General features: G+C 56.5%; 12 protein-coding genes. 11 read left to right on the top strand and 1 reads right to left on the bottom strand.

Going from position 1 to position 15,121, the window contains the following annotated elements:
* Positions 1 to 15 precede the first annotated feature (15 nt).
* The 4 genes from HBUT_RS01635 to HBUT_RS01620 all read left to right on the top strand — a co-directional run bounded on the left by HBUT_RS01635 (position 16) and on the right by HBUT_RS01620 (position 5,891).
* A complete protein-coding gene (locus tag HBUT_RS01635; protein WP_048061382.1) occupies positions 16 to 900 on the top strand; it encodes a carbohydrate ABC transporter permease in 885 nt (294 codons plus the stop codon).
* A 7-nt stretch (positions 901 to 907) separates the two neighbouring features.
* On the top strand, positions 908 to 1,729 hold the full coding sequence (locus HBUT_RS01630) for a carbohydrate ABC transporter permease (protein ID WP_011821499.1): 822 nt from the start codon (positions 908 to 910) through the stop codon (positions 1,727 to 1,729).
* A gap of 6 nt (positions 1,730 to 1,735) precedes the next feature.
* Positions 1,736 to 2,836, top strand: coding sequence for an ABC transporter ATP-binding protein (locus tag HBUT_RS01625; protein WP_011821498.1), 1,101 nt, complete (start codon positions 1,736 to 1,738; stop codon positions 2,834 to 2,836).
* A 925-nt stretch (positions 2,837 to 3,761) separates the two neighbouring features.
* Entirely contained in the window at positions 3,762 to 5,891 is a 2,130-nt protein-coding gene (locus tag HBUT_RS01620; protein WP_011821497.1) for an alpha-amylase family protein, read from the top strand.
* 226 nt (positions 5,892 to 6,117) lie between these two features.
* On the opposite strand, the gene HBUT_RS01615 is transcribed toward HBUT_RS01620, so the two are convergent.
* On the bottom strand, positions 6,118 to 6,834 hold the full coding sequence (locus HBUT_RS01615; protein WP_011821496.1) for an ACT domain-containing protein: 717 nt from the start codon (positions 6,832 to 6,834) through the stop codon (positions 6,118 to 6,120).
* A 143-nt stretch (positions 6,835 to 6,977) separates the two neighbouring features.
* On the opposite strand from HBUT_RS01615, the gene HBUT_RS01610 reads away from it, so the two are divergent.
* The 7 genes from HBUT_RS01610 (at position 6,978) to HBUT_RS01585 (ending at position 15,101) form a co-directional block, all read left to right on the top strand.
* Entirely contained in the window at positions 6,978 to 8,168 is a 1,191-nt protein-coding gene (locus HBUT_RS01610) for an argininosuccinate synthase (RefSeq protein WP_011821495.1), read from the top strand.
* An 80-nt stretch (positions 8,169 to 8,248) separates the two neighbouring features.
* Positions 8,249 to 9,646, top strand: coding sequence for a lyase family protein (locus tag HBUT_RS01605; RefSeq protein ID WP_011821494.1), 1,398 nt, complete (start codon positions 8,249 to 8,251; stop codon positions 9,644 to 9,646).
* A gap of 20 nt (positions 9,647 to 9,666) precedes the next feature.
* Complete coding sequence (gene carA / locus HBUT_RS01600; protein ID WP_048061663.1) at positions 9,667 to 10,833, top strand: glutamine-hydrolyzing carbamoyl-phosphate synthase small subunit; 1,167 nt, start codon at positions 9,667 to 9,669, stop codon at positions 10,831 to 10,833.
* 33 nt (positions 10,834 to 10,866) lie between these two features.
* Positions 10,867 to 14,088: a carbamoyl-phosphate synthase (glutamine-hydrolyzing) large subunit gene (carB, locus tag HBUT_RS01595; protein WP_011821492.1), complete on the top strand. Its 3,222-nt coding sequence runs from the start codon at positions 10,867 to 10,869 to the stop codon at positions 14,086 to 14,088.
* Positions 14,089 to 14,173: 85 nt separating this feature from the next.
* Positions 14,174 to 14,359 (top strand): hypothetical protein, encoded by a 186-nt coding sequence (locus tag HBUT_RS09430; protein WP_153801355.1) that lies wholly within the window; start codon positions 14,174 to 14,176, stop codon positions 14,357 to 14,359.
* A 25-nt stretch (positions 14,360 to 14,384) separates the two neighbouring features.
* On the top strand, positions 14,385 to 14,666 hold the full coding sequence (locus tag HBUT_RS01590) for a hypothetical protein (protein WP_011821491.1): 282 nt from the start codon (positions 14,385 to 14,387) through the stop codon (positions 14,664 to 14,666).
* A 249-nt stretch (positions 14,667 to 14,915) separates the two neighbouring features.
* Entirely contained in the window at positions 14,916 to 15,101 is a 186-nt protein-coding gene (locus HBUT_RS01585; RefSeq protein ID WP_048061380.1) for a hypothetical protein, read from the top strand.
* Positions 15,102 to 15,121 lie beyond the last annotated feature (20 nt).

The raw sequence follows: 15,121 nt of genomic DNA, 5'->3' as shown, positions 1-15,121 counted from the left end.
CACTCGGTTTTTTACATGAGGTACCGGCTCCTCGCGGAGAAGCTGGACCGCATCCTACCCTACCTACTCATAGCACCCACTGTAGTCTACATGGGGTTCTTTGTTGGCTACCCCCTAGTGCAAGGTGTTAAGCTAGCATTCTTTGACGAGCAAGGCAGGTTTACCACCGAGAACGTTGATTATCTCCTCAACAGCCCGCTTTCGAAGTTTCGCGACGCGCTATTCTACACGCTCCTGATAACTGGCATAGTTATACCGGTCGAGTTTGTCCTCGCGCTGCTATTAGCATTCTTCTTCAACAGCTTCCGGTTTCGTGGCAAGAACGCAGCGATATATGTTACCATTCTTCCGCTCACAATTAGCGATGTAGCTGCAGGTCTCATCTGGTACTCGATGCTCACTGGCAATGGTTTCGCGAACAAGCTCCTGCTAAACCTTGGCGTTATAAGCGAGCCGATACAGTTCTTTGGTTGGCAAAACCGCGACATGGAGTTGTTAGCGATAATTATAACCGAGGTTTGGCGCTCAACCGCAATAGTCTTCGTGATACTCCTAGCAGGACTGCAGATGATAAGCCATGAGTACCTCGAGGCAGCCGAGGTTTTCGGGGCTAATGCGCTGCAGAGGCTACGCTACATAGTTCTCCCAATGCTGATGCCGAGCATACAAGCAGCACTCATCATTAGGACTTTGTTTGCACTCCAAGTGTTTGGCAGCGTGTGGGTATTGGCAGGCAGAGATATACCAGTCCTTGCAGGCGAAGCTTTCTACGAACATACACAAATGCATCACACTGGTGTGGCAGCACTCTATGCATTAATAATAGCGGCTATCTCCCTCAGCCTTGGCGCCCTCTACATCAGATTCTTCAAGGCAAGGTATCTTGAGGCTGGGAGGTGACACCGGGGTGGAGGAGGCTAGCCCAGTCCGCTATGCGCTTCACGGCATACTTGTGGCGGCAGCTGCAGCCCTCGCGGTTGCATGGGTGCTAGTACCTATAGCTATCTCGGTGCTTTACGCGTTTAGTACACCCCAGGACTACTACGACCCTAACAAGGTTATACCAATCCGCTTCACATTAGAGCATGTCCGGGATCTATTAGCTCTCGGCGCTAGCAAGGCGGCATTTAACAGTGTAGTGGTAGCAGTGCTAACTATTGTCCTCAGCTTCCTGCTGGGACTCCCTGCGGGCTATGCATTTGCACGCTTTGTATTCCCCGGCCGGGACGCGCTGAAACTGCTAATAGTCGGTATGAGGATGTTTCCGATAATAGTGATAGCTGTGCCGCTAGCAACCCTCTACATAAGACTCGGCATATACGATACACCGCTAGGCGTAGCCCTAGCCCACACAGCCATGGCTCTACCATTCGTTGTGCTAGTGACATCAAGCATATTCGCTGGGGTGCCGCGAGAGCTTGAGGAGGCAGGGCTAGTCTTTGGGCTAAATAGGCTCGGCGTATTTCTAAGGATAACATTACCGCTAGCCCTCCCAGGCCTAGCTGCGGCAGCGATATTCACCTTCATAATGTCCTGGAACGAGGTGTTCATAGCCTCCATACTCACCACTCTGAACCGTACGCTGCCAGCATTCATCCTCGTATCAGCTATGGCAGCTCCTGATTTCATCAAGTTCGCTGCGGGCTTCCTCATAGTCCTCCCCGCAATGGTGTTTGTATTCATCGCGAGGAGGTACCTAATCGCAATGTGGGGTATAACGCTGAGGTGAAGTGTTGTGGTGGATGTACACCTAGTCAGTGTAACCAAGAGGTTCGGCAGGACGATAGCAGTGGATCACGTGGATCTCGACGTGGAAGACGGGGAGTTTATGGTACTCCTCGGCCCCAGCGGCTGCGGAAAAACAACAACGCTACGCCTCATAGCTGGCCTCGAGAAACCCGATGAGGGCCGTATACTCTTTGGGAGCCGCGACGTGACGACGCTGGCTCCGAGGGAGAGAAACGTATCCATGGTGTTTCAGAGCTACGCCGTCTGGCCCCATATGAAGGTGTTCGACAACATAGCCTTCCCGTTGAGGATTAAGAAGTACCCAGAGGAGGAGATAAGGCGCCGTGTCAAGTGGGCAGCGGAGCTGCTACAGATAGAGGAGCTGCTGAACCGCTACCCAGCCCAGCTCAGCGGCGGTCAGAGGCAGAGGGTTGCAGTTGCCCGAGCAATAGTTGTTGAGCCCGAGGTGCTGCTCATGGATGAGCCGCTAAGCAACCTTGACGCGTTGCTGAGAGTTAAGATGAGGAGTGAGCTAAAGAAGCTTCAGAGACGGATAGGCGTGACCACGATTTATGTGACGCACGACCAGGTAGAAGCAATGACAATGGGTGACCGTATCGCCGTCATGAATAAAGGGAAGATAATGCAGGTTGGTACACCCAACGAGGTCTACAATAAGCCCGCAAACATGTTTGTAGCAGGCTTCATTGGTAGTCCACAGATGAACTTCATAGAGGCTAGGGTGGTCGAGAAGGAGCAAGGCCTAGTACTCGACGCTGATGGATTTGAAATACCCGTGCCGGGCTGGGCGGTGGAGCTTGTAAAGCAGCTCCGCGGGTCAAGGGTCACTGTTGGTATTAGACCGGAGCACATCTATCCTGAGGACATAGCGTCCACGGTGAGGACCGGGCTCCACTCCGTGGAGGGTCGCGTAGACTTTGTCGAGCTGCTCGGCTCAGACACCATAGTACACCTAGACGTTAGGGGCCGCATACTAGTGGTCAAGGTTAGCGATAGCAGGCCCTACCGCGTCGGTCAAAGGCTACGCGTATACCTTGACTTGAATAAGCTGCACGTATTCCGCGAGACTGGCGAGGCTGTATTCTAGGCTGTTACACTTCGCTCACTCTCTCATGCTATTCGCCCCGGTGCTTGTGCTGGCAAGCTCATACCGCGTTGGAGGGCTATCGCCGTAGGTCTAGCAGCTTAGCAGCTCAATGCTCTCCCAGCTCCTAGGTAAGTTCTGAGTAGAGGGACACTATGCTTCGGAGAGTCTTGCTCTCAATATGATAACCCTTCCATGGTTGACCAAGACGTATATGTCAAGTGGCGCTACGGTGCCTAGCAATTATCGTATGCGCCTCCTGTCATATCCCAGCCATGCACTATGAAGGTCGCCATATTGGTAGGCATCAGCGGCTTTATCTAGACCCTCACAGACCCTCTCGTAGACGATAGCTCCACGCGTCTCTCCGACAAAAGCGTTCTATGAGCTTCCTAGGGGTTCTCCAGCATGTCAAACTCATACGTGGAAACCGTCTTCAACAGTATCGTGTAAATCTAGGCAACTGAGTGTCTACCGAGCAGCAACGTCAGGAACGCATCTACAAGCCTATAGCTCCTCGGAGACTCTTCGCTAGCTCGTAAGCACTCGCAACAAAACCATAACCGGGTAGTACGCCTCAGCAACTAAGTGCATCCTACGTCTCCTCGGTGCTCTAAAGACAAGCGTTGCCCACGAATTAGCAAACGCGCTTGCCGAAGCTGGATAGAAACACGATTGCCAAGCTGCTAGGCGCAAGATAGTAATACTATACTTCATGGCATAGCCGTGCTTCCTCCGGTGCGAGTCCACTTGCTAGCGGAAAAGAGGCTGCATGTTACTGGGAACACCGTAGCCCCACAACCTAAATGGGGGTCCGCAATGGCCTGTCCTGCTTGGAGGCGCGTGGTCTAAAGCCTTGGATAAGACTTGGTGGATGAAACCTCTCAGGGCTCTCCAGTTCAATTTCGAGGATCGGCTGGGTATCCATGTGTCACGGATACGTGGCCGAGACGTTGCGGTGCTTGCGGAGAAACTGCATGCAAACCTCATCGTGGTCTTTGCTAGGGATGCATGGGGCTACACCTACTACCGGGGCGGTAGGGCGGGGCCCCCACGGCCGGGCATGCCCGGCGACTTCCTTAGAGAGCTCATTGCTGAGGCTCACCGTCGCGGCATACGCGTCGTAGCAATGGTTGCTCATACCGCTAACAAATTGTTATACCTTAGGCATAGAGACTGGGCACAGGTAAACGCTAGGGGCGAGCCAGTGCTCCTCGAACATGCCCCCAGCGGGGTTTGGGAGCCCGAGTGGCCGCAGTTATGTCCAAACAGCCCCTTCCTGGAGCATGCAGTGCTGGAGGTAAGGGAGGCGCTGGAGCTGGGAGCTGACGGCGTCCTATTCGATAGTTTCCGCTACCAGCCCGACCCGGAGAGGGCTTGTTACTGCCGTTGGTGCCGCAAGAGGTTCCGCCGAGAACATGGCTACGATATGCCGGTTGAGCCTGACTGGAGCGATAATAGGTGGAGGATGCTGTGGGACTGGAGGTACCGTGTCGTAGTCGGTGCCCTCGCGAGGCTGGCAGCCGAGGCCAAGGCGGCGAGAAGGGATGCAGTCGTGATGTATAATAGCCATCCTGCTGGCTGGGCTGGCCGTGCTAACCGCGTAGTAGAGATGGCACGGGGCATCCTCGACGCGGTCTTCGCGGAGTGTAGTGAGGCGGATCACCAGCCCCCAGGCTTCATAGCTGAAATGGTTAAGCTATCCAGGGCCATGGCAGGAGAGGGTGTAGCGATATTCGCGTCGAGAAACGCTTTCTACAGCCTCCGCCCCCCACACCCAGCACCACCGCCACTGCTGAGGCAAGGCCTCCGCGAAGCATTCATTGCTGGCGGCAATCCCTGGGTGCTAGTCTTCTCGAGCCAGCTCATCCAGAGGCCCGAGTCCCTCAAGCCTATAGAGGAGGTTTTTCGGGAACACGAACTACTCGAGGAGTACCTTGACGGTGCTGAGCCGGTAAGGTATGCAGCGATAATTGTATCTAATACAGTCCGAGACCACTATGGAAGGCTGAGCCCTGAGCGTTACGTGGATGAGGTTCGCGGATTCTACTATGCTCTACAGCATAGCCACATCCATGTAGAATACCTCCTCGACCAGGACGCGGTAGGAGAAGCACTAAGCAAGTACAAGGTCGTTGTACTTGCCGACACAGCATGCGTGAGTAACGAGCTGCTCCGGGCGCTCGAGAACCATGTAGAGGCGGGGGGCGGGGTGATCGCGACATTCCAGACAAGTCTCTACAACGACGACTGCCTGCCAGCAGGCGGGCTTCTCGCAGAAAGCATTCTCGGTGCCAGGCTGGCGGGTGAGCCCGTTAGCAGGGACTGGAGCTACCTCATACCAGCCCGGAAGCACCCAGTCCTAGAGGGCATAGATGGTCCAATACCCCTTGGCGACATAAGATACGATCTTCCCAGAGGCAAGGAGCTCGGCAGCATAGTACCCGTAGAAGCAGCTAGGGATGCAGAAGTGCCAGCATACATTGGTGAACCAGCATATCGCTATGGACACGAGTACACCCTAGGCCGTTCCACGCCGCCACTAGGCTACAGCACAAGCCTTCCCGGCATAGTGGTTAACGGTAAAGCCATATACTATCCCTGGAGGCTCGGATCCCACTATTGGCACACCGGGCACCCCGACTACCAGAAACTCATAGCCAACAGCATCCGCTATGCCGGCGGCAACCCGCCATTGGAGGCAGAAGCCCCCGAAACCGTTATCGTGGAACCGTGGAAACAAGGAGAGAGACTAGTCATACACTTACTCAACTACACTACAGGCCAAAGGATACAAGCGATAAGCCTTAGGGGCGCTAAGCAACCCATCCCAGGCTATAGTAGCAGCGAAGCCGTACACCCCATCCGGGAGATAATACCCGTAACTGGTATCAGGATAATTGTAGACCAGGACCTTGTCAGCCACCATGCAGGCGTTAAGGCCTACTCACCACTAGCAAACAGAAAGTACAGCATAGAGGAGAAAAACGGCAAGATAATAGTCAGCATAGATAGGCTGGAAGAATACGAGGTAGTAGTCGTAGAGCCCAAAGCCTAGCTAAGATTCTACCAGTAATAGCGGAGAACTGCTACGGCGTCACTAGCTGGAAGGCACTAGACGGGAACAATAACTTAATGTTCCAGGACTACAGCAAGTTCGTCGACATTGCACTGTGGAAGGCTGAGAGCGAGGAGATAGTATCGCTGACAAGCTAAACTGCCAAGGCACTGCTTTTGACTGTTCTGCATGATGCTATTGCAAGTAGTTTTTTACATAAATATTGTTATTCGGTGTTTGCTGCCTGTCCTTTCTCGTATTCTCTCAGACTCCTCTTGGCAACCTCTATTGCCTCGCGTAGCAGCTGGAAAGCCCTTAGTGCATCATCTAGGCTGAGTACTAGTATAGTGTCGGTGTAGACTGATTCTATCTGGTTGATGTTTATCCCGTTCCGTGCGAGGATACTTGTTATGTATGCTGTGAACCCGGGTGTTTCGACCACTGCTGGCGGGCTGACTATCACTAGTACCGCCTGGTCGGGGTAGACCTCGATGAAGTTTTCGCGGCCAACACGCTGCTCTATGTAGTCGAAGTACTCGCTGCTCACTGTTATGGTTACACTTGCGATGCTCTGCATGAGGAATAGCAGCCTTGTACGTCCCACGAGCGCTGCCGCGGCCTCGACGAGCCGGGGTAGCGCGTGGAGCCTGACTGTTGCAACTGTTACCCCTGTACGGAGCTCGAGAGCGCTCTTAGCTAGAACCTCGAGTAGCCGCCTCTGCGGTGTCTGAATGTTCTGCTCCCGCAGCCTCGACGCGTAGCGTACAAGGGCCGCCTTCACGGCTTCCAGGCTGGCACCACGCTTGGCCTCCCTTTCCACCAGGGGCTTTATTCTGCGGGCCAGCTCGGAGTAGTTGACTATCCCGCGAGCTAGGCAGTCTCGGACACAGGGGTCCGCGTCTACGAGCCTACGCACTATCTCCGAGAGGCTCTGAGCCGTCAAGGATGGCCCACCGTTCTCAACCGCAACACCTGGTGCAGAGTGAAACAGATTCAAGAGAGATATTTCTTCATACGCAATGAATGGTGCATGTCCCTTAACTCCCGGTACCGGGGCCCTCCAGCGCTGTAGGGTGTACGTCTGGATTGAAGGTTGTGCTCGCATACTCGGGCGGCCTTGACACATCAGCTATACTCGTGCTTCTCCGCGAGCAAGGCCATGAAGTTGTCACAGTGACTGTCTCGGTTGGCCAGGAGGAGGACCTGGAGGAGGTTGAGGAGAGAGCCTACAAGCTTGGCGCCTCCAAGCACTACACTGTTAATGCTGTGGAAGAGTTCGCGGAGAAGTACATATCCATGGCTATAAAGGCTAACGCCCTCTACGAGGACAAGTATCCTCTCGGCACGGCACTTGCACGCCCCCTCATAGCTGAGAAGGTCGCGGAGATAGCTAGGAAGGAGAGTGCTGATGCCGTAGCCCACGGCTGCACCTCTAAGGGTAACGACCAGGTGAGGTTTGACACTATGCTGAAATACTATCTTGGCGATGACATCAAGATTATTGCGCCGGTTCGCGAGCTCAGACTCACCCGCGCCAAGGCGGCCGAGATACTGAGGAGGAACGGGTTCCAGCCACCAGGACTCCACAAGACCTATAGCATCGACGAGAACTTGTGGAGTAGAAGCATCGAGGGAGGCCCACTCGACGACCCCATGGCTGAGCCTCCGGAGGACGCGTTTGCGTGGACTGTCGCGCCCGAGAAGGCTCCCGATCAGCCCCTCTACCTCGAGATAGGCTTCGAGAAGGGTATACCGGTCTCGATTAATGGGGAAAAGATGCACCTAGCCAAGATAGTATCGCTCCTCAACAGGCTGGTAGGCGCGTACGGCTACGGCAGGATAGACCACATAGAGAACCGCGTAGTCGGGCTCAAGAGCAGGGAGGTCTACGAGGCCCCGGCAGCGCTTACACTGATAGAGGCCCATAGGGACCTCGAGAAGACCGTGTACACGCCCAGGGAGCTAAGGTTCAAGCGGATCCTAGACCAGGAGTGGAGCGACCTCGTATACCAGGGCTTGTGGGTGGAGCCCCTGCGAGCCACCCTTGAGAAGGCTATAGACGAGCTAAACCGCTGGGTGACAGGAACAGTCAGGGTCAAGGTGTACAAGGGTAGCCTCATGGTTGTAGGCCGCTGGAGCCCATACAGTGGCTACAGCCGCGAAGCCATAGACTACAACCATGGTTGGTATCCGAGCGACGAGGAGGCCCGCGGCTTCATAACCATATGGAGCCTTCACAGTCTTGCTGCAGCCAAGGCGCGCAGCCTCTGGGGCTAACCTGGCTGCAATGCCTGCTGGTGGTCTGCGGGTTCAGTAAGATTGATAATAGGACGGTACGCCGCGAGGGTGGTGGGTTATTGCTTAGGTACCGAGAGACCGTTGGCCTCAGCGGAGACTCTGCAATAGTCTACGACTACACCTCGAGCATAGGCCACGACAATGAAATATACACTTATGTAGTATACATCCTTATCGCCCATACGCTCCACCTGTACCGCCGCGGGATAATCCCCCGTAGGGCTGCATGCCTAACACTACGTGTCCTCCTGGAGGCCCTCGAAAAGAAGCCTGGTGAACTGCTAGGGCCCGGATACGAGGATGTGTTTGAAGCGCTTGAGGATTGGCTTGCACAGAAAACCGGGGGCGAATCAGCCTACATTTGGATTGGCAGGAGCCGAAACGACCACGTCTCAGCCGCTCTCCGCCTCTACACGATCAATAAGATTATCGACACTCTATACTGGCTTCTCCAGGCACGTCTCCGCCTCATCGAGCTAGCAGAGAAGCATCGCGGTGCCCCCGTTCTATTCCATACGCATCAGCAGCCGAGCCAGCTTGCAACCCTTGACTGTCTCCTTCTCGCCTGGGAGGAGGCGCTCGCCTCCGCCTACAAACTACTCTACAGCGTCATCGGTCTCGTCGATAGAAGCCCCCTTGGCGCCAGCGCTGGAGCCGGGACACTAGCACCAATAGACCCCGAGGAGCTCGCCCGCCTCACCGGGTTTAGTGGCGTCCTCGGGAATAGCCTCTACGCTACTGGCAGCAGGTTGGACGTTACGGCCGCCGCGCTAGCAGCAACAGCACTGCTTGTCGAGGCTTCACGCATAGCGGAGAACCTTGTGCTACTTTCCACCCCGTACGTATCAGCTGTCCGCATACCAGAGAGCCACGTTGCAACCAGCAGTATTATGCCGCACAAGAGGAACCCTGTCACCCTAGAAGTGCTTCGTGCGCGTGCAGCCCGAGCAGCAGGCCTTGCAGCTGGCCTCCTAGCCATACAGAAGGGGCTCCCCTACGGCTATAACCTCGACCTGCAGGAGGCAAACCCGCTCCTCTACACGATCCTGCGCGACGCAGCGGAGTCCAGCCGCATACTCGCAGACCTATTCTCCAGCATGGAGTTCGACCTGGAGAGACTCAGCAAGCTTGCAGAAAGCTACATTGCATGGGGCGCTGAGCTGGCCGAACTCCTCGCGCTTAGGACTGGCATGCCTCTCCGCGAAGCCTACCGCGAAGTCGCTATGAAGCTCCGAGACGGTAAGATCAGCGAGCTCTTCCAGAAGCTAGGCGTAACCAGTCCATCAGAGCTAACCTCCATGAGGCACACCGGGTGCAGGGCTGACCTAGACATGGCTAAGCCGCGTGAACGAGTAGAACATGACATGAAGCTCCTCCACTCGATTAGAACCAGCTTCGTGAACACGTGGGAAAACCTCGTAAAAACAGCCAGAGAGGTGCTTGACGAGTGCAAATAGGCGATATAAAAGTCTATAGAATGCCCCTCCTTAGGTGTAAGACGAGTCTGCGTGCAAGGCTGCTACTAGCCGATGGTGTTGCTGTTGAGGGCTGCGGCTTTGGCGCAGAGGCAACCCGTGTCGGCGAAGTTGTATTTACGACGGCCATGACCGGGTACCCTGAGAGCCTCACCGACCCAAGCTACCGTGGTCAGATACTCGTGGAGACACACCCGATGATAGGCAACTATGGTGTTCCGAGTAGAGACAGGCAACTCCACGGCGTCCCAGTCGACTACGAGTCGGACCACATACAGGTGGAAGGGTTCGTGGTAGCAGAACTGCCGCAGCCTAGCCACTACGCATCCGTAATGAGTCTCCACGAGTGGCTGAGGAGCGAGGGCGTACCAGGAATATACCGTGTCGATACAAGGTTTCTTGTGAAGCGGATACGCGAGTATGGCGTTGTAATGGGCATAATATCGGTTTACAGGGATGGCGAGGAGCCCCCGGGCTGGGATGAGCTTGCACGGAAGCTGGTATCATCGAAATCCTACGACGAGAGGATATTTGCTCTCGAGGTCAGCCCTAGGAAGCCCATAGTACATAGGCCCAGGGGTAGGGTTAGAGCACGTGTAGCATTGCTCGACTGTGGAGTAAAGTATGGCATACTGCGGCGCCTCCTAGAGCGCGGCATCGAGGTGACCCGCTACCCGTGTACGACTCCTGCCTGGCAGCTCCTAGACGGCTACGACGCCGTGGTACTGAGTAACGGGCCCGGGAACCCCGCCCTCCTCCGAAGCCAGGCTAGGACAGCAGCCGAGGTTGCCACCTCGGGTAAGCCAGTCCTAGCAATATGCCTCGGCATGCAGCTACTAGCTCTAGGCCTCGGTGCACGCGCCTACAAGCTCCCCTACGGCCATCGCGGAGTAAACAAGCCGGTCGTCGAGCTTGGCACTGGCCGCTGCATGGTTACCACGCACAACCACGGCTATGCTATTGACTGGGATAGCCTTGACGGAACCGGTCTCATACCGTGGTTCCGCCAGCCCGATGACGGTACACTCGAAGGAGTACGTTCGCGTGACGGGCTAGTGGTAGCTACACAGTTCCACCCTGAGGCCGGGCCGGGCCCCTGGGACTCCACATGGGTTTTCGACTTGTTCCTCAAGCTCATCGAGGAGACCAAGTCTCGACAAGCCGTCTAGCCCTGATGGTGCATGGCAAGGGGTGGCTGTGGAATGCCTAGGAGGATAGATGTTAGGAAGGTACTGATGCTGGGCAGCGGCGCCATAAAGATAGCTGAGGCTGCAGAGTTCGACTATAGTGGCAGTCAGGCGCTGAAAGCCCTGCGCGAGGAGGGTATAGAGACGGTACTGGTAAACCCGAACGTTGCAACCATTCAGACGAGCTACAAGCTCGCAGACCATGTCTACCTTGGCCCTCTCCAGCCATGGTTTGTCGAGAAGGTTATTGAGCGCGAGCGGCCGGACGCGATACTGCTAGGCTTCGGTGGCCAGACAGCGCTTAGCCTTGGCGTGGAGCTGCACCGCCGTGGTATCCTGAGCCGGTACGGGATCCGGGTCCTGGGCACCCCTATAGAGGGTATTGAGAAGGCTCTCTCGCGCGGCAAGTTCCGCGAAACCATGATGAAGGCTGGCCTCCCGGTTCCACCCAGCACCCCTGCCACGAGCGTCGAGGAGGCGCTTAGGGCTGCCAACGAGATAGGATACCCGGTCATAGTCCGCGTCAGCTTCAACCTCGGCGGTGGCGGAAGCCTAGTAGCCTGGAGCCGCGAGGAGCTGGAGCGCTGGCTTGTTCGCGCCTTCGCGTTCTCTGGCACTGGCGAGGTCCTCGTCGAGAAGTACCTCCACTACTGGAAGGAGATAGAGTACGAGGTTGTACGCGACCAGTATGGCAACATGGTTGCAGTAGCATGCCTCGAGAACGCCGACCCAATGGGCGTCCACACGGGAGAATCCGTGGTCATAGCTCCGTGCCAGACGCTCACCGACCAGGAGTACCAGCTGCTGCGCGAGGCAAGCCTGCGTGTTGCCGAAGCTATAGGCCTCGTGGGAGAGGGTAACGTGCAGCTGGCGCTCAACCCCCGTGACAGCTGGGAGTACTATGTGATAGAGACTAACCCGCGTATGAGCCGTAGCAGCGCCCTGGCGAGCAAGGCGACGGGCTACCCGCTAGCATACATTGCTGCAAAGCTCGCACTCGGCTACCGGCTCGACGAGCTACTAAACCGTGTCACTGAGAGGACGTGCGCCTGCTTCGAGCCAAGCCTAGACTACGTCGTAGTTAAGGTGCCACGATGGGACCTGGAGAAGTTCGAGGGCGTGGAGAAGAGTATTGGCAGCGAAATGAAGAGCATAGGCGAGGTAATGGCGATAGGTAGAAACTTCGCCGAGGCGCTCCAGAAGGCTATACGCATGCTCGACATAGGAGAACCGGGGGTCGTCGCAGGCCCGAGGTACGAGGAGCCTGAGAGTCTAGAGGAGGTTCTAGGCAAGCTGCGGCGCCGAGAGCCATACTGGCCCATATGGGCTGCGAAAGCATTCAGGCTCGGAGCTAGCGTCGAGCAGGTCTACGAGGCTACCGGTGTAGACCCCTACTTCCTCAGCCAGATACGCGAGATCGTGGAGGTCGCGGAGAAGCTGCGGCGCACAAAGCCCTGGAGCTCCGAGTTCCTCGACCTGCTTGCTGAGGCTAAACGGCTAGGCTTTAGCGACGAGCAGGTGGCACTGCTCACCGGCACCACTGTTGAGAAGGTAGAGAAGGCACGTAGAAGCATAGGTCTCGACAGGCCCCGCGTCAGGCAGATCGACACGCTCGCAGCCGAGTGGCCTGCAGCGACAAACTATCTCTACATGAGCTACAATGCCTACGAGGATGACGAGCCCATAACAACTGGCCGCCCCAGGCTCATTGTGCTGGGTGCTGGCGTATTCCGTATTGGTGTCTCGGTCGAGTTCGACTGGGGCGTAGTAAGCTTCGCCGATGAGGCGCGCCGCCTCGGCTACGAGGTGGTAATAGTCAACTACAACCCCGAGACGGTATCCACAGACTGGGATATAAGCGACAAGCTGTACTTCGAGGAGCTAACCCTCGAAAGGGTCATCGACATATACTGGTTCGAGAAGCCGGTCGGCGTGATAGCCTTCCTCGGCGGCCAGATAGCAAACAATCTCGCCAAGCCGCTGGAGGAGCGCGGCGTCAGACTCCTCGGCACACCGGGCAGGAGTGTGGACCGAGCCGAGAACCGCGCTTGGTTCTCCCAGCTCCTCGAGGAGCTGGGCATAAAGCAGCCGAGCTGGACAGCAGCCTCGAGCATCGAGGAGGTTCTAAAGTTCGCGGAGAGCGTGGGCTACCCGGTCCTGGTGCGTCCAAGCTACGTGCTAAGTGGCTCAGCGATGAAGATCGCGTGGAGCCCCGAGGAGCTGAAGAGCTACATAGAGCAGGCCGCAAGGGTGTCGCCACGCTACCCAGTGGTTGTCTCCAAGTTCCTCGAGGACGCTGTAGAGGCGGAGATAGACGCTGTCGGTGATAGCCGCCGCACGGTGGGCACTGTGATAGAGCACGTTGAGCCTGGCGGTGTGCACAGCGGCGACTCGACAATGGTTATCCCCTGGTTCAGCCTGCCTGAGACAGCTGTGCGGGAGATGATACGCATAGCAGAGACCCTCAACGAGGTGCTAGAAATCAAGGGCCCATTCAACATACAGTTCCTAGTCAAGGATGGTAGCGTCTACGTGGTCGAGCTAAACCTCCGCGCAAGCCGATCAATGCCCTTCACAAGCAAGGTCACCGGCTACAACCTCATGCGCGCAGCTGCCGAAGCAGCACTCAGGGGAAGGATAAGCTACGGCTTCAACGGGGCCGACGGCTTCAAGCTGCTGAGGCCCACCGGGTGGTGGGGCGTCAAGAGCCCCCAGCCGAGCTGGCAGAGGCTCCGGGGCGCCTATCCAGGCCTAGGCCCCGAGATGAGGAGCACCGGCGAGGTAGCAGCGCTCGGCCGCACACTCCACGAAGCCCTGCTCAAGAGCTGGCTGAGCGTCCAGGGCAACAGGATACCCCCGGCCGGCAGCATAGTACTCATATACACGCCGACTGGCAGGGGCAGCAGCGACCTATCCCAGGCAGCGAAGCTGATGACGGAGAAGGGCTACACGGTATACACCATAGAGGGCATGGAGGTGGATGGTGCTGAGCCGCTGCCGCTGGAGCAGGCACTACGCCTCGTAAGGATGGGCGGTGTAGGCCTCCTAATGACCACGGACTATGCGCCACAGCGCGACTACAGGGTGCGCCGCCTAGCGGTAGACCTTGGGGTGCCCGTGGTGCTCGACGCACGGCTAGCCAGGATGCTCGCCGAGGCCATCAACCGGGTAGGCCTGGAGAATCTCGAGGCGCTCGAGCTACGCGAGTACTGGGGCCCCAACGTGGAGCCATTCTAGCATCCAGTACACGCGCTGCCGGCTTGATGATTTTAGAGGAGAATGGGTGTGCTCCGGCCGCAGCCGGGCCTGACTCCCCGTAGTAGTGAGCATCGCTGGAGGCACCAAGGAGTTCTCGAGGCTCGCAGCTGCTGAGGAGGCTGGTGCCAGTGCTGTAGAACTTGACCCGAGCTGCTCACGCCAAGGGTATGGGCAGAGAGATAGGCGTGGGGCCGAGGCTAGTCTACCCCGTAACGCAAGCCGCAGCATCTTAGTACCATCCCTGTTATAGCTACAACAAGGGAGGGGCATCATTCATGGAGGCTGCCAGAGACAACTGCATCGTTGTAACAGTTCGCTACTGCGATGACCACATAGGCTATACAGCTGCAAGCTGGCTGGAGGAGTTTAGGGAGATAATAGAGCAGGAGTACAGCCTAAACATTATAGTCGTAAGGATAAGAGACTGCAGCACCGAAACCGAGCCCACCATAGTCGTTGAGGGATACGGGCAAGTAGAAGGACTGCCAAGCGACCCAGGCTACCTCTACGAGTGGCTCAAAAAGCTCCTTGACCAAGCTGCACAAAAAGAAACCTAGCCCGAAAGGATCCATAGAAACGTTGACTACGAAGACAGTAGCTACTAAAGCGGGAACGATGGCTGCAGCAGGCTTATCAAATCTCTATCAGAGAGCCTCCATAACTCTCACCTAGTCTCAACCGGCCCAAAGAGAGCAGTTGGAGGGATTATGTCATAGGGAGTTGACCTGGAGTTATGGAAACCAATCTCCCAGTCTTAGTCGGTCTTGGTGATGTATTACCGGGTGAGCTGTAGTGGTTCTGGTAGGTTGTTCAAGCCTAGGCGACAAGGGTTGAAGACCAGTTCTACGAAAAGCATTATGGAGATAGTGGATGCGAGGACCAAACTAGTCGTAGCGGGGGTGGTGTGGGTAGACGTTGTCGAGGCGATAAAACCGCTAAAACCGAAAAGGGTCTTAGCCTGGTTCTCGCCGGAACGCCTCCTCCAAGCATAGCAACATTATGCCGGTACTGC

The organism is Hyperthermus butylicus DSM 5456, from assembly GCF_000015145.1.
Taxonomy (GTDB): Archaea; Thermoproteota; Thermoprotei_A; order Sulfolobales; family Pyrodictiaceae; genus Hyperthermus; species Hyperthermus butylicus.
Note: the sequence above shows the minus strand (reverse complement) of the source record. Positions and strands in the feature narration are given on the sequence as shown.